Origin of the sequence: Parolsenella sp. LCP21S3_E11, assembly GCF_052118165.1 — a bacterium.
Lineage (GTDB): Bacteria > Actinomycetota > Coriobacteriia > Coriobacteriales > Atopobiaceae > Parolsenella.
In genome coordinates this window covers 134,026-159,383 of sequence record NZ_JBQKHS010000004.1, presented here as the reverse complement: position 1 = coordinate 159,383, position 25,358 = coordinate 134,026, and the positions used below count along the sequence as shown (strand labels likewise).

At 61.0% G+C, this 25,358-nt stretch carries 21 protein-coding genes and 1 rRNA gene; 19 read left to right on the top strand and 3 right to left on the bottom strand.

The window, feature by feature from the left end:
* Positions 1–102: 102 nt before the first annotated feature.
* From rrf to prfB, 4 genes are all read left to right on the top strand, one after another.
* A 5S ribosomal RNA gene (gene rrf, locus ACTQ1Z_RS05690) occupies positions 103–217 on the top strand.
* 515 nt (positions 218–732) lie between these two features.
* Positions 733–3,654: an AfsR/SARP family transcriptional regulator gene (locus ACTQ1Z_RS05685; RefSeq protein WP_441859472.1), complete on the top strand. Its 2,922-nt coding sequence runs from the start codon at positions 733–735 to the stop codon at positions 3,652–3,654.
* Positions 3,655–3,894: 240 nt separating this feature from the next.
* Positions 3,895–6,720 (top strand): preprotein translocase subunit SecA, encoded by a 2,826-nt coding sequence (secA, locus tag ACTQ1Z_RS05680; protein WP_441859470.1) that lies wholly within the window; start codon positions 3,895–3,897, stop codon positions 6,718–6,720.
* Entirely contained in the window at positions 6,720–7,853 is a 1,134-nt protein-coding gene (gene prfB / locus ACTQ1Z_RS05675; RefSeq protein ID WP_320679951.1) for a peptide chain release factor 2, read from the top strand. Before secA ends, prfB begins: the two co-directional genes overlap by 1 nt.
* Positions 7,854–8,049: 196 nt before the next feature.
* Here prfB and ACTQ1Z_RS05670 read toward each other — a convergent pair whose 3' ends face one another.
* On the bottom strand, positions 8,050–8,715 hold the full coding sequence (locus ACTQ1Z_RS05670; protein ID WP_441859468.1) for an HAD family hydrolase: 666 nt from the start codon (positions 8,713–8,715) through the stop codon (positions 8,050–8,052).
* Between the two features lie 177 nt (positions 8,716–8,892).
* The gene (locus tag ACTQ1Z_RS05665) at positions 8,893–9,696 is read right to left on the bottom strand and encodes a DeoR/GlpR family DNA-binding transcription regulator (protein WP_293815337.1); all 804 of its coding nucleotides are present in this window, start codon (positions 9,694–9,696) and stop codon (positions 8,893–8,895) included.
* A 404-nt stretch (positions 9,697–10,100) separates the two neighbouring features.
* On the opposite strand from ACTQ1Z_RS05665, the gene ACTQ1Z_RS05660 reads away from it, so the two are divergent.
* The 9 genes from ACTQ1Z_RS05660 to ACTQ1Z_RS05620 all read left to right on the top strand — a co-directional run bounded on the left by ACTQ1Z_RS05660 (position 10,101) and on the right by ACTQ1Z_RS05620 (position 17,313).
* Positions 10,101–10,553, top strand: a complete 453-nt coding sequence (locus ACTQ1Z_RS05660; RefSeq protein WP_317285869.1) for a PTS sugar transporter subunit IIA — start codon at positions 10,101–10,103, stop codon at positions 10,551–10,553.
* 3 nt (positions 10,554–10,556) lie between these two features.
* Entirely contained in the window at positions 10,557–10,847 is a 291-nt protein-coding gene (locus tag ACTQ1Z_RS05655) for a PTS sugar transporter subunit IIB (RefSeq protein WP_330029175.1), read from the top strand.
* A 152-nt stretch (positions 10,848–10,999) separates the two neighbouring features.
* Complete coding sequence (locus ACTQ1Z_RS05650) at positions 11,000–12,313, top strand: PTS ascorbate transporter subunit IIC (protein WP_441859465.1); 1,314 nt, start codon at positions 11,000–11,002, stop codon at positions 12,311–12,313.
* Positions 12,314–12,394: 81 nt separating this feature from the next.
* Positions 12,395–12,922 (top strand): hypothetical protein, encoded by a 528-nt coding sequence (locus tag ACTQ1Z_RS05645; RefSeq protein ID WP_441859463.1) that lies wholly within the window; start codon positions 12,395–12,397, stop codon positions 12,920–12,922.
* A 101-nt stretch (positions 12,923–13,023) separates the two neighbouring features.
* Positions 13,024–13,920 carry a dihydrodipicolinate synthase family protein gene (locus tag ACTQ1Z_RS05640; RefSeq protein WP_441859461.1) on the top strand — a complete coding sequence of 299 codons (897 nt, stop codon included), beginning with the start codon at positions 13,024–13,026 and terminating at the stop codon, positions 13,918–13,920.
* Positions 13,921–14,062: 142 nt separating this feature from the next.
* Positions 14,063–14,707, top strand: coding sequence for a ketohydroxyglutarate aldolase (locus ACTQ1Z_RS05635; RefSeq protein ID WP_293815325.1), 645 nt, complete (start codon positions 14,063–14,065; stop codon positions 14,705–14,707).
* Between the two features lie 47 nt (positions 14,708–14,754).
* The gene (locus ACTQ1Z_RS05630; protein ID WP_320679937.1) at positions 14,755–15,210 is read left to right on the top strand and encodes a PTS sugar transporter subunit IIA; all 456 of its coding nucleotides are present in this window, start codon (positions 14,755–14,757) and stop codon (positions 15,208–15,210) included.
* 283 nt (positions 15,211–15,493) lie between these two features.
* The gene (locus ACTQ1Z_RS05625) at positions 15,494–16,357 is read left to right on the top strand and encodes a transketolase (protein WP_320679936.1); all 864 of its coding nucleotides are present in this window, start codon (positions 15,494–15,496) and stop codon (positions 16,355–16,357) included.
* Positions 16,357–17,313, top strand: a complete 957-nt coding sequence (locus ACTQ1Z_RS05620; protein WP_320679935.1) for a transketolase family protein — start codon at positions 16,357–16,359, stop codon at positions 17,311–17,313. The genes ACTQ1Z_RS05625 and ACTQ1Z_RS05620 overlap by 1 nt, the downstream gene beginning before the upstream one ends.
* A 251-nt stretch (positions 17,314–17,564) precedes the next feature.
* Here the strand turns inward: ACTQ1Z_RS05620 and ACTQ1Z_RS05615 are convergent, their stop codons facing one another.
* The gene (locus ACTQ1Z_RS05615) at positions 17,565–18,578 is read right to left on the bottom strand and encodes a LacI family DNA-binding transcriptional regulator (protein ID WP_441859458.1); all 1,014 of its coding nucleotides are present in this window, start codon (positions 18,576–18,578) and stop codon (positions 17,565–17,567) included.
* A gap of 353 nt (positions 18,579–18,931) precedes the next feature.
* On the opposite strand from ACTQ1Z_RS05615, the gene ACTQ1Z_RS05610 reads away from it, so the two are divergent.
* From ACTQ1Z_RS05610 to smpB, 6 genes are all read left to right on the top strand, one after another.
* A complete protein-coding gene (locus ACTQ1Z_RS05610) occupies positions 18,932–19,612 on the top strand; it encodes a transaldolase family protein (RefSeq protein WP_293836865.1) in 681 nt (226 codons plus the stop codon).
* Between the two features lie 226 nt (positions 19,613–19,838).
* A complete protein-coding gene (gene ftsE, locus ACTQ1Z_RS05605; protein WP_320679933.1) occupies positions 19,839–20,963 on the top strand; it encodes a cell division ATP-binding protein FtsE in 1,125 nt (374 codons plus the stop codon).
* Entirely contained in the window at positions 20,950–21,897 is a 948-nt protein-coding gene (gene ftsX / locus ACTQ1Z_RS05600; protein WP_320679932.1) for a permease-like cell division protein FtsX, read from the top strand. The genes ftsE and ftsX overlap by 14 nt, the downstream gene beginning before the upstream one ends.
* An 8-nt stretch (positions 21,898–21,905) precedes the next feature.
* Positions 21,906–24,005 (top strand): ribonuclease R family protein, encoded by a 2,100-nt coding sequence (locus tag ACTQ1Z_RS05595; RefSeq protein ID WP_441859455.1) that lies wholly within the window; start codon positions 21,906–21,908, stop codon positions 24,003–24,005.
* Positions 24,002–24,868, top strand: a complete 867-nt coding sequence (locus ACTQ1Z_RS05590; protein WP_441859453.1) for a tetratricopeptide repeat protein — start codon at positions 24,002–24,004, stop codon at positions 24,866–24,868. Before ACTQ1Z_RS05595 ends, ACTQ1Z_RS05590 begins: the two co-directional genes overlap by 4 nt.
* Positions 24,861–25,331 (top strand): SsrA-binding protein SmpB, encoded by a 471-nt coding sequence (smpB, locus tag ACTQ1Z_RS05585; RefSeq protein ID WP_320679956.1) that lies wholly within the window; start codon positions 24,861–24,863, stop codon positions 25,329–25,331. Before ACTQ1Z_RS05590 ends, smpB begins: the two co-directional genes overlap by 8 nt.
* Positions 25,332–25,358 lie beyond the last annotated feature (27 nt).

Sequence of the window (25,358 nt, the reverse complement as noted above, 5' to 3'; positions counted from 1 at the left end):
GAGTCGCGGTCGTGCGACCTTCTGTGCGGGGACTCGCTGCGCTGTGCGGCCCCCAGGGCACCGGGCGAGGCCCGCCCCCTGAAAACCGAATGCCCCTCGTTGGTCAGCGACCATGGCGGGGGAGGTACACCCGGTCCCATTCCGAACCCGGAAGTTAAGCCCCCTAGCGCCGATGGTACTGCGGAGCAGTCCGTGGGAGAGCAGGACGTCGCTGACCAACGAGGGGCATTTGCGTGCCGGGAGGGCCCCGTCACCCGCGTGGTGGCGGGGCCCTCCTTCTGTATGGGGGCCGGGCGCGCGGGCCCCGGCCTCCCGCCGGTGGCGCGTCCCTCTCGGGTGCCCCTGCGGCCAACGTGAGCCGGCGCCGCCCCGTTCCGCGGACCCGTGCCTTCCCAGGCCACTACCAGGGCGCCCCGCCATCGGATGCGATGGCGGGGCGCCTTTTGCTTAGTACCTCTTGATATCCCTTGTCGTCGGACTGTGCCAATTTGGGTATATCCCTCTGCTTATGTCTTACCTATAGATATACCGTTCACCGTTCACCGGTACTAATTGCTCTGTTTTTCGCCAGATGTTCTCGTTAGTTTTTGGCAAATGGCTGGTAAAAGAGGCTGGGCATTTATTCATGCAGAGAGTCTGACAACCGCTTACGGGTAAATTTGGCTCAGTGGACATTATTGTTTACTCGTGGTTGTAGTCTTCGAGTCCCAATTAGTTATAGGAGGGACTCCAATGAACGATAACGTTGCTCGCGGCTACAAAGTCGTTGCCTGTTCGGCCTCTTCCGGCGAAGAGACTGTTGGTGTGAAGGAGGGTAAGGGAAGAGGGAGAAAGAAATCGTCATCTCGATCAGCTTCTTCCCTGTCTATTGTCGAGCGAACTCGTCTGGTTACAGATCTTTTGAGATCTTTGGCGCGCGATCGCCTCCTTGTTCTTTCCTCTGAAAAGGGCATGGGTAAGCATGTTCTCGCCTCCCAGCTCATTGATTCGCTTACTGCGTCTGGGTATGAGACTACTTGCGTCCGTCTTGCCGGGGTTTCTCCTGATACGGCTTGTCGTAAATTGCGAGCTCGAATGAAAGAGAGCGTGGCTCGCCTGTCTCTTGACGGCGCCAGCGGTCAGCTTCTGGTTATTGATGGCCTTTGGGGGATGGAAGACCCATATTTTGGAAGAGTCGCGCGAGCAATATGCTCTGCCGTGTTTGGCAACTGCCTGGTTTTAATCGTTCTTCGCGAGGATTCTGAGTCTCTCCTCGAATTTCTTCCGTCTTGTAGGGTTGTTAGAGCCGGCGATTTAATTGTCGATGATAGGGAGCTGTCTGCTTGGGAGCCCATGTTGGGTGGGCTCTCGGCTAAGGATGCCATGCGCTGTACTCACGGCATTCCTTCTCTCATCTCGAACCTTCGGGTCACGCGTGTTTATCCTGGTCGCATTCCTTCGGGCTCTTATTGGAATCGTTGCGTTGCCGACCTATTCTCTAATGCTTTGCGTTCTAGCCTGATTGAGGAGGAACTTGAACTCCGCCTGGTCCTTCTCGCTCTTGGCAAGGGCGAGGTATCTAAGCTGCCTTCTCTTGGGATTAGGGTTTCAGGCGACATTCTGGCTGAAATGGCCGAGACGTGTCCTCTATTTGGTATCGACCTAAGAAATGACCGATTCGACGTTGTCCCATGCGAAGACTCCGTTGTAGCAAAGGCATTGATTGAACGCGAAAAAGGCAATGAGGAATTGATTGCATCTCTAGTGAAGCATCTTGCCGCCAGCGGAAAGATGAGAAGGGCGAGCGCGATCGCCCTTGCATCAAGTGACAAACGCATCCTTAAGTCCCTTGTCGGCGAGTATCCGCTCGAAATGATTGATGCTGGGCTTACTGGGACTGTAGTAAGGACCGTGCTTGCCTCAGGTCGCGATCCAAGGATGTGCGCTGCTGCCAGAATCATTGAGCTCTTCGGCGTAGGGGAGGACTTTTCTGGCGTTGCTGATGCGGCTGCCGGATTCATGATTTCAGGCGAGCGCGCCAAGATTCACGAGCAGCAAATCGAACTGCTGGAGGCGATGCATCGCTGCCGGTCCGAAAAGAGTGGCTCACTATCTCCCAGTTGGTTTGATTCTTCCATGTCGTCAGGCCATCCTCTAGTGGGCAAACTCGCTCTTATGGGAAAGGCACTCTCCCTTGGATTCGATATGTCGTTTGTTGAAGCGTTTAGGGAGATGCTGCTTGCGAAAAATGATGCTGCTGAATCCAGTGATCCCTCTGCGCTCTCGGCAGTCCTCACAATCTATTTCGAGGCAGCGCGCGAAATAGTCGGGGATCCGCCAAACCTTGGAGACGCGGCGACCGTTGCTCGAGCGGAGGAGTTGCTCGCCGGCGACGTGCCGCCCCAGATGAGGAACTCGACGCATCTTGTCCTCTCTGCAGCACGGCTTCTCTCCGGAAGTGCTGACGGCTCGCTTGAGAGCGATCGCTGTGCGTCGAGCTATGCTGCGCGAGGAGAGTGGCGGGCTGCTTCGTGGGCAAACATCGCGGGGTGTTTATCGGATTTCGCGTCGGCGAGTTTCAGACGCGCCCATGTCCATGCTGCGGCGGCATTTGGATATGCAAAGACCGCGGGAGATGAAAAGGCAATTGTTGTTGCCCGCATTATGGAGCGCGCAACGTTGCTGAAGTTTGGGGAAAGCGGCGACTTGGGCTCGGCGTGGGAAGTTGGCGCCTCGGAAGCGAGTTCGGATTTAGTGCTGCTGGATAGATTGCACGAAGCTCTGGGGCGAAGAGACGCCGAAGGCGTGTCAACGCTTGTCGACGAAATGGGAGAAACTACCCCAAGCCTAAGCAGCAAAGTGCTCGTCTCCTATTTGGCAAAATATGACGGGGCCGTAGGGCAGCGCATTCTACGCGAGCTGCCGCCATCATGGGTGCCTAATGGAGAGCTGTCGTGCGTGGGACAAGGTGATGCGAGCGTCGCGTTTCATGCGTCGCCGCAAAACTCCACCGTACCGTTTGCGGAGGGGCTCGATCCTGGCAGCGACCCTGTTCTCGACGTGAATGTGCTGGGAGGGTTTTCGGCTCGAAAGGGAGGCATCAAGATACGGGAGGGCGCATGGAGAAGGAGGAGGGCCCGTGATCTTCTTGCCATGCTCGCTCTGACTCCGGGACATACGATGTCTCGGGCGGAGGCAATCGTTCAGCTCTGGCCCGAAATGGATCTTATTCGAGGTAGGGAGAGCTTCTATAGCGTGTTGAGCGCCTTGCGTGCGGCTTGTGGCCAGGTTGCGGGGGAGATTGACTACATAGCAAGCGGTCAGGGCCGAATTTGGCTTGACGAAACGTTGGTTCGGTGCGATGTCGACGAATTCGAGCGTCTCGCAAGGCTAATTGTGGGTGGTGGTCTTCCGGAAACCGAGGTGGTGGCCCTATGCCTCAAACTCGAGGGGCTCTACCGCGGAGGTTCCTACGTGCCCGTTAGCGATCCGGATGGGAAGTACCGGCGCCGACACGAGGAATTGTCTCAGCGCTATGTGGATGCGATGCTCAAAGGGTCTGAGGCGGCGCTGAGGCTCAATGACGAACGGCAATCGAAGTGGTTCCGCGAAAACGTGAGGATGGAAGCTGGGGCTACCTCTGGAGCAAGGGTCGATAGATCGGCTCTTGGATGACTGACTCGGGGCGTCCTGACCCGAAAATGCCGTGGCCAATCACAAACTGGCGGAAGAAACCCGATTGATATGGGAGGCGCGCAGGGGCAGCCCCGCACGCGGCGAGAACGGGTGCGCATATTGTGGTGCGGAATTGCTCGCCTGACGCATGGGCGAGCAACGGCTAAAGTAAATACTGACTAAAAAGAATGCTGGGGGCATGCTCGCCCGCGTGGACCCGGAAGACAATAGGGGAACGACATGGCCGGTCTCTTTTCGAAGATCTTGTCCATTGGCTCTGATAAGGAGCTGAGGGAGTACAACGCTATTGCCGATGAGGTCGCGAAGCTTGGAGACAAGTTCGCGAAGATGGATGATGAGGAGCTTTCAGGCCAGACCGTGCTTTTCCGCGAGCGCCTCGATAAGGGCGAGACGCTGGACGATCTCCTTCCCGAGGCGTTCGCCTGCGCTCGTGAAGCTTCGGATCGCGTCCTTGGCATGCGCCACTTCGACGTGCAGGTTGTGGGCGGTATCGCGCTTCATAGGGGAACCATTGCTGAGATGAAGACCGGCGAGGGCAAAACCCTCGTGTCTACGCTTGCCGGTTATCTCAATGCCCTTTCTGGCAAAGGCGTTCACATTGTCACGGTGAACGACTACCTTGCTCGCCGTGACTCCGAGTGGATGGGTCAGCTCTATAACTTCCTTGGCCTTGAAGTTGGCTTGCTGCAGAACGGCATGCCTCTCGCTGACAAGGCTCCTGCCTATGCGGCCGATGTCACGTATGGCACCAACTCGGAGTTTGGCTTTGACTACCTGCGCGACAACATGGTTACTCGCGCCTCCATGCGCGTGCAGCGCGGTCACAATTATGCGATTGTCGATGAGGTTGACTCCATCCTTATTGATGAGGCTCGTACGCCGCTCATCATTTCCGGCGCTGGCACGAAGTCCGCTGATACCTACAAGGACTTTGCCCGCGCGGTTCGTGGTCTCGTTCGAGCCGAGGAGCCCGAGCGCGATCCGTTGGGTGGCCCCGTGCCCGAGCCCGATGGCGACTACATCATGGACGAGGCAAAGCACACCATCGCCGCGACCGAGCAAGGCCTTCGCAAAATCGAGGAGCGCCTTGGCGCAGACATCTACTCCGACCTCTCTGGCCAGCTTGCCAATCACCTCCAGCAGGCGCTAAAGGCCCAGTACATGTTCCATCGCGACAAGGACTATGCCGTTCTCGACGGCGAGGTCAAGATCGTTGATGAGTTTACGGGTCGCATCATGGAGGGCAGGCGCTGGTCCGAGGGCCTGCACCAGGCTGTTGAGGCAAAGGAAGGCGTGCTTGTTCGCGAAGAGAACCAGACGCTGGCGACCATCACCCTCCAGAATTATTTCCGCCTCTACGACAAGCTCTCTGGCATGACGGGCACCGCGATGACCGAGGACGCGGAGTTCCGCGAGATCTACAAGCTTCCCGTTACCGAGATTCCGCCCAACAAGCCGGTGATCCGCGTCGATCACGATGACCGTATCTACCGCAACGTTGACTATAAGTTCCAGGCCGTCGCAACCGATGTGGAAGAGCGCCACGCCAAGGGCCAGCCCGTCTTGGTCGGCACGGTCTCCATCGAGAGCTCCGAGCGCCTCTCTAAGATGCTTACGCAGCGCGGCATCAAGCACGAGGTCCTTAACGCTAAGTTCCACGAGCGCGAGGCCCAGATCGTTGCCCAAGCTGGTCGCGAGGGCGCCGTTACCATCGCCACCAACATGGCGGGTCGAGGCACGGACATCCTGCTTGGCGGTAATCCCGTTGAGCTCGCCAGCCAGCTTCTTGCCGAGGAGGGCCTCACCGAGGATTCTGCCACGCCCGAGCAGCTTGCGGATGCCAATAAGAGGGCCAAGAAGTCTTGTGCCGAAGAGCGCGAGCGCGTCCTTGCTGCCGGTGGCCTTGCGGTTATCGGCACCGAGCGTCATGAGAGCCGCCGCATTGATAACCAGCTGCGTGGCCGTTCCGGACGCCAGGGCGATCCCGGCGAGACGCAGTTCTATCTCTCCCTCGAGGATGACCTCATGCGCCTCTTCGGCGCCGATCGTATGGATCGCATCGCCGCGATGATGGCGAAGTATGATATGCCGCCCGACATGCCCCTCAAGGCCAAGATGGTCTCCAAGGCCATCGAAGGTGCCCAGCGCAAGGTCGAGGAAATCAACTACGCCATGCGTAAGAGCGTCCTCGACTACGATGATGTCATGAACCAGCAGCGTCAGGTCATCTACGAGGAGCGTAACAAGATTCTTGACGGCAAGGATCTGACTGAGCACATCAGCGAGGTCACGAGCGCGACCGTCGAACGCGAGGTTCGCGAGTTCTGTCCCGAGGGCACTGCTATCGAGGATTGGGATCTCGATGGTCTTCGCTCCTGGGTCAAGGAGCTCACTGGAGAGGACGGCCTGCCCGAGCTTTCTCGCGAGGCTGACACCTCTGACGTCGTGAAGATTATGGACGAGTACGTCGAGAGCCTCTATGCCAAGCGCACCGAAGACCTTGGCGAGGAGATTACCCAGCGCCTTGCGGCTCAGGTTATGCTGCGCGTTATCGACACGCGTTGGATGACGTATCTTCAGGAGATGGACTATCTCAAGACGGGCATCGGCCTTCGTGGCTTTGGCCAGCGCGATCCTCTCGTCGAGTACAAGCAGGAGGCATACGCCGCCTTCAGTCAGCTCGTCGACACGATGTATGAGGACTTCCTCCGTACGATGCTGCACATTCGTCGCAACACCGTGCCCGCCCAGAACTCGCAGATGGCTCCGTCTGCCCTCGAGGGCGCGCGCTACTCTGGCCCCGCTGAGGTTGATGGCGATTCCGGTGCCCGTACTTCCACTATCTCTCGAGCGAAGCGGACGGCTCCCGCTGTTCGCGCAGAGCGTCGTGACGTCGCGGCTCCCTCGCCGAAGGCCTCCGATGCCAAGCCGCACACCTACCGCAAGGCGGACGACCCTGATCCCTATGTGGGCATTGGTCGCAATGACCCCTGTCCTTGCGGCAGCGGCAAGAAGTTCAAGAACTGCCACGGGAGAAACCGCTAGTGTCTGAGGTCGCAAACGAGAGAATCGATGCTCTGGAAAGCAGGCTAGCCGAGGTCGAGGGCTATCTCCACGTGGAGGAGGCTCGCGGAACGGTGGCCGAGCTTGAGCGTCAGAGCGCTGAGCCCGGTTTTTGGGATGACGCGAACGCTGCCCGCGAGACGATGGCGAAGCTTGCCCGCGCGAAGGAAGATGTCGCAGGCATTGACGCCGCGCATGCGAAGCTCGAGGATGCTCGTGCCGCCTGGGAGCTCGGACAGGAGATGGAGGACGAGGACTTGCTCGCGGAGTGCGAGGCCAACCTCGACTCCCTCGAGCATGACCTCTCTGAGCTCGAGCTCGCGAGTTGGTTTACGGGCGAGTTCGACGGTGGCGATGCCATCGTCAACATAACGCCTGGCCAAGGCGGTCTCGAGGCTCAGGATTGGTGTAGCATGCTGCTGCACATGTATCTGCGCTACTGTGAGCGACGTGGCTGGAAGGTCACCATCAACGATGCTCCCGCGGCGGAGCAGATCGGCATTGACCGCGCCACGATCACCGTGTCCGGCAAGAACGCCTATGGCATGTTGCGTGCCGAGCAGGGCGTGCACCGCCTTGTCCGCATCTCTCCGACGGATGCCAAGAAGCGCCGGCAAACCACTTTCGCAGGCGTTGAGGTCCTTCCGGTTCTGCCAGATGACATCGAGGTCGAGATTGATCCCGGTGAGGTTCGCGTAGACGTCTACCACGCGAGTGGTCCCGGTGGTCAGGGCGTCAACACGACGGATTCCGCTGTCCGCGTCACGCATCTGCCTACGGGTATCGTCGTGACGTGCCAGAACGAGCGCAGCCAGATTCAGAACAAGGCTACGTGCATGCAGATTCTCCGCTCGAAGCTCTATGAGCTCGAGCTTCAGAAGCGTGCCGAGGCGCTCGACGAACTTCGCGGACCTAAGACGGAGATTGGCTTCGGCAACCAGATTCGCAGCTATGTGCTTTATCCCTACCAGATGGTCAAGGACCTTCGGACGGGTTGCGAGACGGGTAATGTCGATGCCGTGCTGTCTGACGGCGATCTCGACCCGTTTGTCGTTGCGTATCATCGCTGGGTCGTGGGTGGCAAAGAGCCTGCGAGCATTACTGACGAAGATTAGTGAGCGCGCCCCGGAACTAAAAGACCAGCAAACGCGTCCTAGACCATAAGACTAGCAAGCGCGCCCTGGAACCAAATGGGTTCAGGGCGCGTTCTTGTATCGCGTTGGCATGTATGTTCAGGGCGCGTTCTTGTATCGCGTTGGCACGTATGTATGTTTGGCGAGCAAAGCCCCGCAGTGCGGAGCCGCCCAGAGCTTATGCCAGCAGGACTTCGCGTAGTTCGTCGATAGAGTCCACCACGGCGTCTGCACCGGCCTCTTCGAGCTCGGCGCGCTTGTGTGTGCCAAAGGTGACACCAACGCTTGCCGTGCCCGCGGCGCGGGCGCCCTGGATGTCGTAGAAGCGGTCGCCGATCATGACGCATTGATCGGCGCTTGCGCCAAACTTCTCCATGGCCATGCGGATGAGCTCGGCCTTTCCTCCTCCGTCGACATCCTCCTTGGCAAAGACGCAAGAGAAGAGGCTATCTAGGCCAAGATCTTCAACGCAGAAGCTAAGTCTCATCCGGGTCTTAGAGCTTGCAATGGCCAGCTTCTTCTCGTGCTTCGTGAGGTCCTCCAAAAGAGCCCGCATTCCGGGGTAGAGCTTGTGGCTTGCGGGATTCTTCCAGTCATAGAGCTCGAAGTATCGCTTGGTGATGGCGAGGTCCTCCTCCTCGCTAACGCCATAGATGGCTGCGAAGGCACCGGGGTAGGGAGGGCCGACAACACGGCTCACGTCGCCCATCTGCTCGGGTGTGAATCCTGCTTCGGAAAGCGCCTGTGTTGCGGCGGTGACGATGTAGCCCTCCGTGTCCGCGAGTGTGCCGTCGAAATCGAAGATGATGACGGGACGGCAGTGAGGATCGTTCTCCTGAACCATAGGACTCCTTCAGTTTGTCATTCGAAATGCCCGAAGTGGGTTTGCTCGCGCGGGTTAATCGTTGGGGCGCAGGCTGGTTGGCGCGGAGGCGGATTGGCACGCATGCGGTGCGCCCGGCGCGCAGATGCACCTAGCGTGGAGATGCGTCCGGTACGCGCGTGGGAAGCGTCGCGAGGCTTAAAGCAGCCCCGGCATTTCGTCCGCATCAACCTCGAGACCGGGCTCGGCACGGATGACCCTGCTTACGCCATGGGCCAGAAACGCAGAGACCTCCTCGGGAGTTGCGCCGGTGTCGGTGATGAGGGTGTCGATGTCATCGACCGTGCCAAATGGGAAGCTCGAGGTTCGACCGATCTTCGAAGAATCTGCCACGAGGAAATGCTCATCTGATTGGGAGAGCATGAGCGCGTTGACGACGGGCTCCGGGGCGGTTGCTGAGGTTATGCCATCGGCAACAGAGATGGCGGTACAGCCGAGGAAGCACTTCTTCGCACGGATGCGCCGCACGTTATCCATGGCAATTTCTCCTGTCATCGAGGCGCGAGGCGGCCTAATCTCCCCTCCGGTGAGAAGGATGGAGAGAGCGGGGTGCTCGCCCATAAGGAGGGCCTTGCCGTTGTTGGTGACGACGGTGACATCGCGTGCCTCAATGAAATCGATGATTGAGAGAGCCGTCGAGCTGCCATTGATGAATATGCAGTCGCCGTCGCAAACGTACTTCGCCGCCTCGCGGGCAATGGCTCGATTGGCCCTGACGCGCTGAGATCCTGATGGGCGCCCAAGCGGATTGAGGAGGGAAGCGCTTCCATGCTGGCGCGAGAGAACGTGGCGGCTCTCGAGCCAGTCAAGATCGCGCCTGATCGTGAGCTGCGACACCTCGAAGTGCTCTGCCAGCTCCGCCACGCTTGCCTGTCCGTCTCGCTCGAGGAGGGCCATGATGGCGTCTCGTCTTGCCGCTACGAACGCATTGCTCCTTCGCATGGATTCAGCTCTCCTTTTATGAACGTTATAGAGGCTCGTTGAACATTCCGATTTATTTGATCGGCACAGGGGTGAGTTTACGAGAGAACAACCATAAAACACAACAAGCAGATTCATAAATCGGCGAACGGCAGAACGAATATTCTTTTATGTGCGAGACGAACTAAGTATACGAATGGAAGTTATAAACAATTTGTCGAAATATCAAAACGACGAACTATGTAATTCGAGATAAAAGCGTTGTTTAACTGCCAAAATACTACCGGTCGCGGTTAAAACGCAGTCGCTTGGCGACACGAATACCGTTCGTAAAAAATAGTCGCCCGGATACCGATGGGTGTGGAAAAATCGTCAACGTAACGTTCATAAGACGTAAATGCGCGTCAATAAAGGAGGGCGAGTGGATGCTAAGCGATCTTCTTGATCCGAGCCTGGTGCAGCTCAACGTCGATGCTGCCGACTGGAAAGATGCCATCTACAAGGCCACCCAGCCCATGGTCGATGGCGGCAAGGTGACCGAGGGCTACGTTGCCGACATCATTAAGGGCAAGGAGGAGCTGGGTCCCTATTTCGTGCTGACCGAGCACGTCGCCCTTCCGCATGCACGCCCAGAGTGCGGTGCCCTCGAGAGCGCCATCGGCATTGTCACGCTGAAGACGCCCGTCGAGTTTGGCTCCGAGGCCAACGATCCGGTGAAGTACCTCTTCCCGCTCGCGGCCAAGGACAGCGACGCGCACCTGAGCGCCCTGCAGTCCCTCGTTGAGCTTCTTGCTGACCCGGATTTCTTCGATCAGCTTGACTCCGCCAACACGCCACAGGATGTCATGGACCTCGTCCATGCTAAGGAAGGGAAGTAACAAATGTATCGTGCACTCGTCTGCTGCCGCGCTGGCATGGGCTCTTCGATGATGCTCAAGATCAAGTGCGATCAGGTCATCAAGGAGCACAACCTCCCCATCGAGACCGAGCACGGCAACCTCGATTCCATCAACGGCTTCAGCGGTGACCTCGTCATCACGATGAGCGACCTCACCGAGGAGCTCTCCCATGACTCTCGCGTCCCGTCTGCCGTGGGCATCACGAACATCGTGAACAAGGGTGAGATCACCGAGAAGCTCACCGCTTGGGTTCAGGAGCACGACGCCAAGTAGGCGTCTGAGGTCATTCCGGCGGCGCGAGCCTTGAGCGAAGCGCTTAGAGCTTGCGGCCGCCGGGTCCCCGCACAAATCGTTTCGGCTTAGCCGGATGGGTCAGAGCCCGTCCGTTAGGTAGTTTTGTCCAAATCAGCTGAGAGGAAATCAACATGCTTGATGCCATTCTCGCGCAGCTCAGGGACACGTCGGTGATTATGGGTGTCATCGCCCTCGTCGGTCTCCTGCTGCAGAAGAAGTCCGCGGTGGACGTCTTCTCCGGTACCGTTAAGACCATGATTGGCTTTATGGTCTTCAACATCGGTTCCAGCGCCATGAGCTCCCAGGTCACCGTCTTTTCTGACATGTTCAGCCGTGCCTTCCAGGTCTCCGGCGTTGTGACCCAGGTCGAGGTTGCGACCTCGCTCGCTCTCCAGACCTACGGCACCGAGGTTGCCATGGTCATGGTTCTGGGCTTCATCATGAACCTGGTCTTCGCTAAGTTCACGAAGTTCAAGGCCGTCTTCCTGACCGGCCAGCACTTCCTGTACTTCGCCTGCGTCCTCGCCCTCGTCTTCATCTCGCTGGGCGCTCCGTTCATGGTCACCGTCATTCTCGGCGGCGTCATCCTCGGCTTCTGCGGCGCCGCTCTTCCGACGCTCTGCCAGCCCTTCGTCAACAAGCTCGTTGGCGATGACTCCATCGCTATCGGCCACTTCAACTGCATCGGCTATGCCTTCGCCGGTTACGTGGGCAAGCTCTTCGCCAAGAAGAGCGCCGACGGCGAGCTTGATGCTCCCCAGGCCGAGGAGAAGAAGCTCCCCGAGTTCTTCAAGCTCTTCAAGGACTTCGTGTTCTCCGTCGCCCTGTTCATGATTGTTCTGTTCTACATCGTGACCATCGCCTGCCTCGTGACTGGCCACTTCGGTGACGAGCTCGCCTCCGGCAAGGCCTTCACGTCCTACTTCGGCAACGACCTCTGGTTCATCTGGCCGTTCCTCGCCGGCCTGCAGTTCGCCGCTGGCATGTCCGTCCTGATCTACGGCGTCCGTCAGTTCATCGCCGCCATCACCGAGGCCTTCGTCGGCATCTCCGAGAAGCTCATCCCCGACGCTCGCCCGGCCGTTGACTGCCCCGCCATCTTCCCGTTTGCCCCGAACGCCGTCATCATCGGCTTCATCGGCTCCTTCCTCGGCGGTCTCGTCGCCATGGCCCTCATGGTCGCCTTCCACAGCGAGACCATCATGATCCCGGCTGCTGGCATCTGCTTCTTCTCTGGCGGCACCTGCGGCGTCTGCGGTTACGCCTACGGTGGCTGGAAGGGCGCCTTCCTCGGCTCCTTCCTGGTCGGCATCTTCCTGTGCGCTGGCCCGCTCGTGCTCTACCCGGCCTTCGCCCAGCTTGGAATTGCTGGCGCTTCCTTCCCGAACGTTGACTACAACATCGTCGGTTCGATCATCTACGAGATTGGTCACTTCTTCGCCTAAGATCTGCCGTTCTAGCGGCCCCGGGGTGGCACAAAGCGTCGCCTCTCCCGGGGCCGCACCCTTTGACCTAGGAGCTATCTCATGGCCGACAAAGACAATCAGCAGGAACATGACGTTGAGCTGAGAATCGAGGAAGACCGCACCCGCCTGCTCGTGTGTGGGCTGGGCCTGCTTGCTCTCGTCTTCGCCACCCTGTTCGCGGCGGTCTGCGCCTACGCGCTCGCAGACGTCACGGGAAACATCGCGCTGTTGCTGGTTGTGGTTGTCGCCATCACCGCCGTTTGGTTCATCTCGAAGCGCATGGGCCGTTTGCTTGGCAAGTACGCCGCGCACATCGGCGTCTGCGATTTCGGCGCGAGCGAGCTCACGATCTACGAGAAGGCCGACGTAACGAAGGCCGTTGTCGTTCCCTACAAGCAGATCAAGGGTTATTCGATCGTGCGTCAGGGTTCCTCGCTCAGGCTGCTCCTGTGGGGCGAATGGGTCACCCATCCTGCGGGATACGAGTACGTGGGCATCACGAGGCCCTTCATGAAGGACACGCTCGATGACCTGGAGGGCCAAATCGAGGAGTGCATGGCTCGCCATCACGTAAAGAAGCACAAGTAGTAGTTAATTCGCATGGTCGGTCTCTGCCGGATGCCAGACCAAGCGCAGGCCAGTTGGCAAAGTGCTCTCGCGAGCGCCAGGCCAAGTGAGAAGGAGAAAGCATGGCAACGTTTAGCGGCGTCATCGTGCCGATGGTCACCCCGTTCAACCGTGACGAGAATCAGTCGATCAACTACGAGGCGGGCGAGCAGCTCGTCGAGAAGCTCATCGCCGGTGGCGCGAGCGGCATCTTCACCTTTGGCTCCAATGGTGAGTTCCACGTCTGCACTCCGGACGAGCGCATTGAGTTCTCCAAGTTTGTTATCGAGAAGGTTGCTGGCCGCGTTCCCGTCTACGTGGGCACTGGCGCCTGCTCCACGCACGATGCCGTCGAGATGTCCAAGCGCGCCGAGGCCATCGGCGCCGACGCTCTCTCCGTCATCAACCCGTACTTCATGGGCATCAGCGACGACCAGCTCAAGGGCTACTTCGAGACGGTCGCCGCGAGCGTCTCCATTCCCGTGATGCTCTACAACATCCCGAAGTCCACGGGCAAGAACATCCCCGCCTCCGTCGTTGCCGAGGTCGCTCAGATCGATAACGTCCGTGGTGTGAAGGACAGCTCTGGCGACATGGAGAACCTCAAGAGCTACATCGAGGCTTCCTCCAGCCACGACGTCGACGTGATTGTGGGATCTGACGGCAAGATCTCCGCCGCCCATGCTCTCGGCGCCACGGGCGCGATTGCTGGCACCGGTAACCTCATCACCGAGGTCGTCGTCAACTTGTGGAAGGCCCTCGAGGCTGGCGACGACGCCGAGGCCCAGCGCCTCCAGGCTGAGGTCGAGCCGATTCGTGACATTCTGCACCTCGGTTCCACGCCTCAGACGCTCAAGCGTTCGCTCGAGCTCGCCGGCTATCCCGTCGGCCCTGCCCGCTTCCCGGTAAACGAGGTTGCTGACGGCGTCGACGAGAAGATCGTCGCGATGCTCGATCACTACGGCATCAGCCACGAGTAGGGTCCCGGGCGCGCCTGGCCCGCTGGCAGGCGCATCCGTCCCACGCGCCGCGGCCCATCCATGGGCAGGCACCGCGCGACAGCATCAGTCATCCGTGCGTCATCGAAGGGGAGGCGCGCGGGCAAGGATAGGGGAGTCAATCATGAAGATGCAGAAGGCAGCCATTACTCAGGCCCTTTACGACACGTGCGCGTTTGCCGTCGTGCGCGTTCCCACCATCGAGCGCGGCCTTGAGATCGCCCGCGGTCTGCTCGCTGGTGGTGTCAAGGCCATGGAGGTCAGCTACACGCTGCCGAATGCCGGCGAGGTCATCGCTGCCATCAAGGAGGAGTTCGGCGGCGAGATGATCGTCGGTGCGGGCACCGTCATGGATCCCGCGACGGCTCGCATGGCCATCATGGCCGGCGCCCAGTTCATCGTCGCGAACTGCTACTCCGAGGGTGTTTCCGAGATCTGCAACCTCTATCAGATCCCCTACGCGCCCGGCTGCACCACGATGACCGAGGCCAACCACGCGCTGGCCACCGGCGCCGCCTTCGTCAAGTGCTTCCCGATCTCCAACGTCTATGGTCCGAGTCTCGTCGGCCTGTTCAAGACCCCGACGCCCTGGATGCCGCTCATGGCCTCTGGTGGAATTAACCTCGATAACCTCCACGAGTGGATCGAGAAGGGCATTGATTGCGCCGGCATGGGTGGCCTGCTTACCAAGGGTTCCGAGGAGGAGATCGCCGCTAACGCCGCTGCCGTCCGCAAGATCATTGATGAGACGCGCGCTGCCGCCGAGTAGCCTGAATCTCGGGTATTTGGCGGGCGAACGCTGGGATGGATGGTTAGATGACGGTTGGCATGGACGCGTCGCAGGTTCTGTATGGGGCAAAGGCCGCTTCAAGGGAGGAGCTTCTAGCACGACTGAGCGAGAAGGCGGTCGAGCTCGGGTTTGCCGATGACGCCCGCGCCGTGTATGAGGCCTTTCTCGAGCGCGAGGCTCTGGGCGCAACGGGCTTCGTGAGCGGGTTCGCGATTCCGCACGTCAAGTCTTCCGTCGTGAAGCGCCCGGGAGTCATTGTCGTGACGCTTGCCGAGCCGTTGTCATGGCCCTCGTACGACCATTCCGACGCAGGCACGGTCATCGCGCTGCTGATTCCCGAGGACGAGGTGGGGGAGACCCACCTCGACCTCCTCTCGCGCACCGTTGCCATGATCATGGACGAGCGCATTCGCGAGCTTCTTGACGCCGCTGCGGACGCCGGGCAGCTTGCGAGCGTGATTGGCGAAGGCCTGTGGCGGTAAGGCAGGCCTTCGTCGACATGGCGACGGCGCCTCGGACAGGGGCCGCCGGGCGAGATGGCGAGACATCGAGGGGCACGGCCTGCACATGCGGCCGCGCCCCTCGTCGTTTTCGCGGCAATTCTATGTAATTGATGGCTTTGTTAAGCCTTTCACCTGCAGCTTTATCGAAATTTCTTCCAAAAGAGCGATGGCGAGGGGTGCCGCATGGGATACACTGAGCACGACGTTCCTCTGGAAAAGCAACGTTTAATTCTGTCGGTAACCATTAGACCAAAGGAGTCTCATGGAAGAGAAGGAGCAGAAGGAGCTCGAACTGCTGGCGGCTAAGGTTCGCCGCGACGTCGTCGAGATGCTGCTGCACCGTGGCTACGGCCACCTGGGCGGCTCGCTCTCCATCGTCGAGGTCATGGCCGTTCTCTACGGCAAGCAGCTCAAGCACGATCCCAAGAACCCCAAGTGGGAGGACCGCGATCGCCTCGTGCTGTCCAAGGGCCACGCCGGCCCGGCCTGGTACTCGGTTCTCGCCGAGCGCGGCTTCTTCGACCGCGACATGCTGTTCACCCTTAACGATGGCGGCACCAACCTGCCGAGCCACCCCGACCGCACCAAGACCCCGGGCGTCGACATGACCACGGGCTCCCTCGGCCAGGGCTGCTCCACCGCCGCCGGTATCGCCACCGCTCTCGCCAAGAAGGGCTCTGACTCCTACACCTACCTCATCGTGGGCGACGGCGAGCTCAACGAGGGTCAGTGCTGGGAGGCCTTCCAGTACATCGCCAACTACAAGATGGACAACCTCATCGTCTTCATCGACGACAACAAGCGTCAGCTTGATGGTTGGACCAAGGACATCATGAACCCGTTCGACTACGTCGCCAAGATGCAGTCCTTCGGCTTCTACACCCAGAAGGTCAACGGCCAGGACGTCGTGGCCGTCGACGCCGCCATCACCGAGGCCAAGCAGCACAAGGGCGAGGCCCTCTGCATCGTCCTCGACACCGTCAAGGGCGCTGGCGTCAAGGCCTTCGAGGAGATGGAGAGCAACCACGCTCCCAAGTTCAACACGCCTGAGCTCAAGAAGACCGCCCAGGATGCCGTTGATGCCCTGAACGCCCAGGTTGAGAAGCTTGAGGAGGAGATCGCCTAATGTTCAAGCTCGCTGAGGACCGCAGCGCCACCGGCGCTGACCTTCGCAATGTGGTTATGGGCACCCTCCAGAAGCTCATTGCTGAGAACGACAAGATCATGATGCTCGAGGCCGACCTTGGCGGCGCCAGCAACTCCCTCAAGATCAAGGAGTCCAACCCGGACAACTTCATCGAGTGCGGCATCTCCGAGGCCAACATGATGGGCGTTGCCGCCGGCATGTCTTCCGAGGGCTACATCCCGTTCGTCCACACCTTCGCGCCGTTCATCGCGCGTCGTGCGTTCGACCAGGTCTTCCTCTCTGGCGCCTACGCGCACAACACCATTAACATGTACGGCTCTGACCCCGGCTTCTCCGTCGCGGCCAACGGTGGCACCCACACCTCCTTCGAGGATGTCGCCATCATGCGCACCATTCCAGGCGCTCGCGTCTTCGACGTCGCTGACGCCGTGCAGATGGCTTGGGTCGTCGAGGCCTGCGCCGGCATGCCTGGCATCAACTACTTCCGCGGCGACCGCAAGGCCATCCGCAACGTCTACGCCGAGGGCTCCACGTTCGAGGTTGGCAAGGGCAACGTCCTTTGCGAGGGCTCCGACGTGCTGATCATCTCCGCCGGCCGCCTCGTCTCCGACGCCCTCGACGCCGCCGAGGAGCTCGAGAAGCAGGGCATCTCCACCGAGGTCATCGACATGTTCTGCATCAAGCCGCTCGATGAGGAGCTCATCCTCTCCGAGGCCAAGGGCAAGAAGGCCATCGTGACCTTCGAGAACCACGGTGTCATCGGTGGCCTGGGCGACGCCGTCGCGTCCGTCCTCGCCGAGAACGCCGTTGCCGTGCCCTTCAAGCGCCACGGCATCGTCGAGCAGTTCGGCCAGGTGGGCACCGCTGATTGGCTCCAGAAGGAGTTCAAGCTCACCGCCGCTGATCTCGAGGCCACCGTCAAGAGCCTTCTCTAGTCTCTGACGAAAGCCACTAGGTAAGCCGAGGGGCGCCGGGCATATGCCTGGCGCCCCTTTTCTGTTGCGGGCGATGTCGGAGGAGGGCCGCGCGGCAGCAACCCCTGCGGTCGGGGGGTGGGCCACGCGATGGCAATCCTCGCAGTCGGAGGCGGGTCGCGCGGTGGCAATCCTCGCAGTCGGAGGCGGGTCGCGCGGTGGCGATACGTGCGGTCGCTGCTGGTCGCGCGGCGGCAATCCTCGCGGTGAAGCTAGAGCGTGGAGGCCATCCACCTCGTGCGGCAGGAGAGGATCTCCTGCCTGGGGCGTGCGTCCTCGTTGTCCAGGAGTTCTAGCAGCATTTGGCAGGCGAGGCGGCCTTCCTGGCGCACCGGCTCGATGATCGTCGAGATCGTGGGCGTCGTGAGGGCGGTCCACTCCGTGCAGTTGAGACCCAGAAGACCAATCCTGTCTGGCATGAGGTTGCGGCTGTTCTCGAGGGCTTGGAAAACGCGGGAGAGGGCCCACTGGTTCTGGACGAAGACGAGCGTGCGATGCGCGGGGGAGAGCGTGTACTTGAACTTCTCGCAAAGCTCCGTTACCGAGGGTCCGTCATGGTCGATGGGTATCTCGGTGTAGTCGATGTTGTGCGCGGAAAGGATGTCTGAGAATGCGCTCGAACGCTCTATGCGCGTGCGGAGCGACATCTGCGTAGAGGGCGCGGCGACGCTCACAAAGCGGTCGTAGCCCGACTCGATGCAGGTCTGGATCGCAGTGTAGACGCCATCGTAAAGATTTGCCTTAACCCAGCTGGTGGAGAGGTCAAACGTATCGCAGTCGAAGAAGACCACGGGCCGTCCCGCCCTGCGGACGCGGTCGTGGATGGCCTTGAAGTTCGACGTGGGCTGAATGATGAAGCCGTCAACGCCGAGCGAGAGCAGCTTCTCGACGCATGACTGCTCGTTCTTGCGACTGAAGTTGGTGCCGCAGACGACGGTCTGGAAGCCCACATCACGTGCGACGCTCTCGACCCCGCTCTGGATCTGGCCGGCCCACAGGTTCGTGTTATCGAGCAGCACGAGGCCAATAACGTGGGTTGGCTTGCCAGAGAGTGCCTGGGCCTGAGCGTTGGGCACGTAACCCGTTTCGCGGATTGCCGCCGCGATGCGTTGCTGGGTGGGGGCACCAAGCTTCTCGAGCTTGCCGTTGAGGTAATAGGAGACTGACGCCGTCGAAGTTCCCGCGAGTTTCGCAACGTCGACGATCGTGACCCTTCCTGCGGCCATGTCTGCCTCCTCCGTAACGGTCAAGAAGTCTTCGCCTACGCTGGCGGAAAACGTCAAATACTTCTTGACAATCATTGCGCTGAACAAATCAAGAGTATACGCGTTTGGTTAATCGCGTAACGAAAATAGATAATTAGCGTTCTACCTGGCCGTTTGCCGATGCGCTCTAGCAAATGACTCCCAATACGCATACATTTAACATGTGGTTAGGAGCCCTGGGGCTATAGAATCGAGGGCTGGTTTCGCTCGCCAAGGGGGAGGGCGGAGCCAAGCTGGTCTGCTCGCGATGCGACGGACCCAGGTCCCACTATCACCAAAGAGACGTAACAGCGAGATGAATTGGGAGGATCCGCATGAAGTTCTTCATCGATACCGCCGACCTCGACGAGATTCGCGAGGCTGAGAGCTGGGGCATCCTTGCCGGTGTCACCACCAACCCGACTCTCTACGCCAAGACGGGCGGCAAGCTCGCGGACTTCGAGAATCACATGGCCAAGATCTGCGAGATTTGCAAGGACATCCCCGTCTCTGCCGAGTCCACGGCCGAGACCACCGAGGAGATGATCGCCGAGGGCCGTCGCCTCGCCGCCATCGCCCCGAACATCGTCGTCAAGCTCCCGATCTGCGAGGCGTCCCTGCCTGCGACCCACGTGCTTGCCACCGAGGGCATCCGCGTCAACATGACGCTGATCTTCTCCGCCCCGCAGGCCCTGCTCGCTGCCAGCGCCGGCGCTCGCTACATCTCGCCGTTCGTCGGCCGCTTCGATGACATCGGAGATGACGGCATCGAGCAGCTCGACACCGTCGTTACCTGCGTCAAGAACTACGACTACGGCTACTGGGAGCAGGAGGACGGCCCGGAGATCATCACCGCCTCCGTCCGTACCCCCAACCACGTGACCCAAGCCGCCCTCATCGGCGCTGACATCGCCACCGTGCCCTTCGCCGCGCTCAAGAAGTGCGTGCACCACCCGCTCACCGACAAGGGCCTCGCGTCCTTCAACGCTGACTGGGAGAAGGTCAAGAACGCCTAAAGGCGGGCCAAAGCGATTTGCCTGCGCCCCCGAGTGTGACTCGGGGGCGCTTTTTTGTGCCGCGCGTTCGAGTGATGGGTCCTTTAGTTCGAGCGACGGGGCCTTTAAGCTGCATAAAGCGTGTGCCGAGGGGAAACATCGTGTGTGGCCTCTGTGGGGCGAACCTCGGCTTTGCTATTATGGAGCGCGTATCTGCCTTCCTATCGCGCGAAAAAAGGAGCAATAAGTGGCCAACCACTTCCGCAGCAGCGAGGGACAGGACGGCATGGACGGTCAGCAGCCTGACGTCGCCACGCCGTACGTTTCGCAGCCCGACGTCGCATCTGATGTGACGCAGGCCACCCCTCCGCAGGCCCCTGTTGAGCCTGCCTATCAGGCTCCCGCCGAGCCTGCCACCCAGGGAACCGCCTATCAGCCGCCGGTTATGCCGGCGCCCCAGAAGATGAGTTCCATCGCCTCTCAGATCGCGGACCCGTTTGCTAGCGCTGACGGTCTCGACGTTATGCCCAGTGCTGACTTCACCGCTGGCGCCTCGTTCGATTCCGATGCTGGCACCTCGTTTGACCCGAGCTCAGAGGCCGGTTTCACCACGACCTTCGCCCCCATCACCAAGGAGGAGGACACCTCGCAGGTGAATGCCGGAGGCGTTCCGGTCATCTCGTTCCAGGGCGTTTCCATGGTCTATCCGGCACAGCCCAACAAGCCCGCGCTCGAGAATGTCGACATCGACGTCTATGCGGGCGAGTTTGTCTTCCTCGTGGGCCACTCCGGCTCCGGTAAGTCGACGCTGCTCAAGCTCATCACTCGCGAGCTCAAGCCCACCCACGGCCGTGTTATGGTCGCCGGCCAGGACCTCACCTCCATGCGTAACTGGAAGGTTCCGTACCTCCGCCGCCAGATCGGCTGCGTCTTCCAGGACTTCAAGCTCCTGCCTGACAAGACGATCTTTGACAACGTCGCCTTCGCCCTCGAGTGCATCGGCAAGCCTCGCTCCGTCATCAAGGCGCAGGTTCCCGAGGTACTTCGCCTCGTCGGCCTGGGCGAGAAGATAGATGTCTACCCCGACCAGCTCTCCGGCGGCGAGCAGCAGCGCGTCTCCGTCGCCCGCGCGATGGTCAACCGCCCGCCGCTGCTCGTCTGCGACGAGCCCACGGGCAACCTCGACCCGGCGATCTCGCTGGGCATCATGAAGCTGCTCGAGCGAATCAACCGCACGGGCACCACGATCCTGATGGCGACGCATGACCGCCAGATGGTTGACACCATGCGCAAGCGCGTCATCGCGCTTGAGGCCGGCCACGTCGTTCGTGACCAGGAGAGGGGAGGCTACGGCTACTATGGCGCCGTCTAACTTTGGTTATTCGCTCCGCGAGGCGGGGCATCACTTCGTGCGCAACGGCTCCACCACCTTTGGCGCCGTCGTGACGATCTTCCTGTCGCTGTTCATCATCGGCCTGTTCGCGATGGGCTCCGTGTTGCTCGATGGCATGGTTGGCACCGTCGAGGACCAGGTCACCATCCAGGCCTTCCTTTCTGACGATGCGGCCGACGCTGATGTCGACACCCTCCAGACCAAGATCGAGGGCTGGGATGAGGTCGACTCCGTTACCTATAAGAGCAAGGACGACGCCCTCGCCGAGTATCGTGAGACCATGACGAAGCGTAACGCCGCCGATGCCGTGGCCGCGCTCGATGACCGCAATCCCATTCCGGCTTCGCTCGTCATCAAGCTCAAGGACCCGCAGGACGTCGAGGGCGTGGCAAAGCGCCTTGGCTCCGATAGCGACTTCGCCAAGGTCGCAGACGTCACCAAGTCTGACGACGGCACCACCTCTGATCCCGCTGACCAAGTCCAGTACGGCCAGGGCACCGTCGAGCGCCTCTTTACCGTCACGAACTGGATTCGCATCATCACGCTCGTGCTCGTCGTGCTGCTCACCTTCGTGGCCTTCGTGTTCATCAACAACACGATTCGCCTCTCCATCTCCGCGCGCCGCCGCGAGATCGCAATCCAGCGTCTCGTGGGAGCGTCGAACGGCTTCATCCGCGGGCCGTTCCTCATGGAGGGCGTGCTCCAGGCCATTTTCGGCTCCGTGCTCTCCATCGCTGCGCTCGAGGTCATCCGCCGCTTCGGCCTGCCGATGCTTGCCGAGCGCATCTCGTTCCTCAGCTTCACGGTGTCGACTCACGCGACGCTCTCCACGTATGGCCTGCTCGTCGCTATGGGCCTCATAATCGGTCTCTTTGGCTCGATGATCGCCATGAGGCGTTACCTCAAGGTCTAGGGAGTTAGATGGCCCACAAGCGTCATAAAAAGTCGTTTACGAAGCATGCCGGTCCCACGCGGGGCCGGCATGCGGCGTTAGCGGGAACGCTCCACGTCGCGCGTCCCGGATCAGCCACGGTCGAGACTGCCGAGGGCACCTTCCTCGTGGCTCGCGGCGGCCTTCGCGAAGGAATGGACGGCGATGAGGCTACCGTCGTGCTCGTGCATCGCGGCCCGGGTGACCCTCAGGCCGTGGTCCAGGGGGTGCTCCGCCGCGCTTGCGAGCGCTTCGTGGGAACCTTCGAGGTCGCGGGTCCGCTGGGTGCCGTGGTGCCGCTCGACGAGCGTATTCGTCGCGACTTCTTCGTTTTGCCAGACGATAAGAGCGCCGAGGCCCTGGGCGTTGCCGAGGGCGATGTGGTCGAGGCGCGCATCCTCACGTATCCCGCTCGTTATGAGGCTGGCGTGGTTACGCTCGAGCGCCGTATTGGTAGGCCTGACGGCCTTGACCTTCCCATCGAACGTATCATCGCGAGCAACGGCCTCGCGGTGCACTTTGGCGAATCCGCGTTGAAGCAGGCAGAGGGGATTCATGAGGACGCGGCCGAGGTGCTCGCCGCACAGCCTTGGCGCGAGGACTTGCGTGACTTGCTTTGCGTCACGATTGACCCGGCTACGGCACGCGACTTCGATGACGCCGTTTCTTGCGAGAGGCTTGCCGGCGGCGGCTACCGTCTGGGCGTCCACATCGCCGACGTCTCGCACTACGTGCGTTGGGGCGATTCCATCGACCTGGAGGCTCGCGCCCGTACCTGCTCGACCTATCTCGTTGATCGCGTGCTTCCCATGCTCCCCGAGCGCCTCTGCGACGACGTTTGCTCGCTCATGCCTGGCCGAGACCGCCTTGCTATGAGCGTCTTTGCCGACCTTGACGCCGTGGGCAGGATCCGTGCGTCCCGCGCGTGTTGCTCGGCGATTCACTCGAAGGCGCGCCTTAGCTACGGCGAGGTCGATGACGTGCTCGAGGGGCACGCGGATGCGAGTGCCCTCGCGTGCGAGGAGGGCGTCCCGGCGAATGCCGCGGCAGAGGTGCTCCGCGCTCTTGACGAGGTCGCGGCGAAGCGTCGCGAAGTTCGCCGCAAGCGTGGCTCGATCGACTTCGATAGCGTCGAGGCGAAGGTGGAGCTCGACGACGAAGGTCGCCCGACGGGAGTCTCCGTGCGCGCGCGGACGCGCGCCACCTCGCTTGTCGAGGAGGCCATGCTCGTGGCCAACGAGGTCGTGGCCGGTATGTTGGCGGGTCGCGAGGAAGAGCTGCCTTGCGCCTTCCGCGTGCATGAGCAGCCGTCCCAGGACCCGCTCATGGCGACGGTGCCCGTCTTGCGTGAGCTCGAGTTGCTTCGCGCGGGCGAAGCCGAGAAGCTTGTCTCGGGAGACCCGTTCGTCATTCAGGCGCTGATTGACCGAGCGGAGGGAACGCCGGCCGAGGCGCCTGCGAACGCGCTCCTCCTGCGCGCGCAGAAGCGTGCCATCTACCTTCCTAGAAATGATGGCCACTACGCGCTGGGGGCTAAGGCGTACTGCCACTTCACCTCTCCTATTAGGCGCTATCCTGACGTGACGGTGCATCGCGCGCTTAAGGCGCTTATGGGGCACGGTGGAGACGCGGGCCTCGATAAGCGTGCACGCAAGTCCGCCGCTACCCTCATGCCCCAGCTCTGCCGCACTTGTTCTGACCGCGAGAGGGTTGCGGACGCCGCCGCGCGAGAGAGCCAGAAGGTCAAGATGGCCGAGCTTATGGCCTCTCACGTGGGCGAGAGCTACTCGGGCGTCGTGACGGGCGTCGCCAGCTATGGGCTCTTCGTCCGTCTTGACGAGACGTTTGCGGAAGGCCTTCTGCCCGTTCGCGCTCTTGGCGAGGAATGGTTCGCCTACGATGAGGGTAGGATGTGCCTCACCGGAGAGGCGTCTGGCAGGAGTTGGCGCTTGGGCCAGCGCGTCGCCGTTACGGTCTCCGGGTGCACGCCCGAGAAGGGCCAGATAGACTTTGTGCTTGCGAAAGGCGGCAACGCCGGCGCGGGCTCTCCCTGCCGGGCTTTGGGCGCGGCGCGAAAGGAAACGAAATGAGCGAACGCACTAACCTGACGGAAGAGCTCGAGGCCGCCGAGGGCCTGATTGCGGCCGGCGAGGGCGAACTTGCGATCGAGCTGCTAGAACGTCTTGCTGACGATGCGGAGGAGTACGCGGACCGCAATTGCGTCGCGAACGAGGACGAGCAGTGGTTCAGCTTCCCCACGCCGTTCGAGCGCCTCTGCTATCGCCGCATCGAGGGGGATCCGCGCGAGCTGCACGACGTGGGTGAGCCGTTCGACCGGCTCTATGCCGATCTCGCCTTCGTTCTTGTGAGCGAGGGCGACTACGCCGGCGCGACGGAGGCCCTCCGCCAGGCAGTGCGCTGGAATCCCGTCGACTGCGCCTATCGCCTTGACCTCGCCGAGCTCTATCGCACCAATGGTGACCTTGACGAGTACCTGGGCCTGACCTACTCGGTCTTCGAGCGTGCGAGCGACGTGCGCCACCTTGTGCGTGCCTTCTGCAACTTCGCCCGTCACTTCCAGGATACCGGTGCCGACGCCGCCGCGGCCGCGTGCCTGCGCTGCGCCCGCAGGCTCGACTGGCGCGATGACGTGCTCGACGGCCTTCTCTCGCGTGTGAAGGGCACCCAGTCTGACCCGGATCTCCTCACGGATGACCAGGCCGAGGGTGTTCTTGCCGAGCAGGGTCTGCCTACTGGTGCGAACATCGACGTGGTGGTCTGCCTGCTCTCGTGTGCGACGGAGGCCGCCTCGCAGCGAGATCGCAGCCTTGCGACGAACCTTACCGTTCGCGCGCGTGACCTTGTGGGGTCTCCCGCGGTGAAATCGCTCCTCGAGATGATTCGTGACACTGACGTGGCCGGTTATGGGAGTGACTACAATGCCGATGCCTAAGAAGCGCGAGCGTAAGAGCATCGCTCGCAACAAGTCGGCGCGTCATGAGTACGCGATCGAGGAGACCTTCGAGGCGGGTCTCGTGCTCAAGGGCACCGAGGTGAGGAGCCTGCGCGAGCGCGCGTGCCAGATCACGGACTCGTTCTGCCTCATCCGCAACGGCGAGTGCTGGTTGCATGGCGTGCACATACACCCGTTCAGCCACGGTTCGATCTTCAACGTCGATTCGGACCGCAAGCGAAAGCTCCTGCTCCACCGCAAGCAGATTGACTACCTTGACGGCAAGCTTCGTACCAAGGGCATGGCGCTCGTGCCGATCGAGATGTACTTTGATGAGCACAATCGCGTTAAGCTCGTGATCGGCCTCGCTCGAGGCAAGAAGCTCTACGACAAGCGCGCGGACATGGCGAAGCGCGACGTCGACCGTGAGATCGCGCGCACACTTAAGGAGCGCAACCGCTAGCGCCTAGGGCGTGGCCGTCGCCGCGCG

Bases quoted from the DNA above. Each gene is read 5' to 3' on its own strand.
- ACTQ1Z_RS05685 (WP_441859472.1), top strand. From the start codon at position 733: ATGAACGATAACGTTGCTCGCGGCTACAAAGTCGTTGCCTGTTCGGCC.
- secA (WP_441859470.1), top strand. From the start codon at position 3,895: ATGGCCGGTCTCTTTTCGAAGATCTTGTCCATTGGCTCTGATAAGGAG.
- ACTQ1Z_RS05670 (WP_441859468.1), bottom strand. From the start codon at position 8,715: ATGGTTCAGGAGAACGATCCTCACTGCCGTCCCGTCATCATCTTCGAT.
- ACTQ1Z_RS05665 (WP_293815337.1), bottom strand. From the start codon at position 9,696: ATGCGAAGGAGCAATGCGTTCGTAGCGGCAAGACGAGACGCCATCATG.
- ACTQ1Z_RS05660 (WP_317285869.1), top strand. From the start codon at position 10,101: ATGCTAAGCGATCTTCTTGATCCGAGCCTGGTGCAGCTCAACGTCGAT.
- ACTQ1Z_RS05655 (WP_330029175.1), top strand. From the start codon at position 10,557: ATGTATCGTGCACTCGTCTGCTGCCGCGCTGGCATGGGCTCTTCGATG.
- ACTQ1Z_RS05650 (WP_441859465.1), top strand. From the start codon at position 11,000: ATGCTTGATGCCATTCTCGCGCAGCTCAGGGACACGTCGGTGATTATG.
- ACTQ1Z_RS05645 (WP_441859463.1), top strand. From the start codon at position 12,395: ATGGCCGACAAAGACAATCAGCAGGAACATGACGTTGAGCTGAGAATC.
- ACTQ1Z_RS05640 (WP_441859461.1), top strand. From the start codon at position 13,024: ATGGCAACGTTTAGCGGCGTCATCGTGCCGATGGTCACCCCGTTCAAC.
- ACTQ1Z_RS05635 (WP_293815325.1), top strand. From the start codon at position 14,063: ATGAAGATGCAGAAGGCAGCCATTACTCAGGCCCTTTACGACACGTGC.
- ACTQ1Z_RS05630 (WP_320679937.1), top strand. From the start codon at position 14,755: ATGACGGTTGGCATGGACGCGTCGCAGGTTCTGTATGGGGCAAAGGCC.
- ACTQ1Z_RS05625 (WP_320679936.1), top strand. From the start codon at position 15,494: ATGGAAGAGAAGGAGCAGAAGGAGCTCGAACTGCTGGCGGCTAAGGTT.
- ACTQ1Z_RS05620 (WP_320679935.1), top strand. From the start codon at position 16,357: ATGTTCAAGCTCGCTGAGGACCGCAGCGCCACCGGCGCTGACCTTCGC.
- ACTQ1Z_RS05615 (WP_441859458.1), bottom strand. From the start codon at position 18,578: ATGGCCGCAGGAAGGGTCACGATCGTCGACGTTGCGAAACTCGCGGGA.
- ACTQ1Z_RS05610 (WP_293836865.1), top strand. From the start codon at position 18,932: ATGAAGTTCTTCATCGATACCGCCGACCTCGACGAGATTCGCGAGGCT.
- ftsX (WP_320679932.1), top strand. From the start codon at position 20,950: ATGGCGCCGTCTAACTTTGGTTATTCGCTCCGCGAGGCGGGGCATCAC.
- ACTQ1Z_RS05595 (WP_441859455.1), top strand. From the start codon at position 21,906: ATGGCCCACAAGCGTCATAAAAAGTCGTTTACGAAGCATGCCGGTCCC.
- ACTQ1Z_RS05590 (WP_441859453.1), top strand. From the start codon at position 24,002: ATGAGCGAACGCACTAACCTGACGGAAGAGCTCGAGGCCGCCGAGGGC.
- smpB (WP_320679956.1), top strand. From the start codon at position 24,861: ATGCCTAAGAAGCGCGAGCGTAAGAGCATCGCTCGCAACAAGTCGGCG.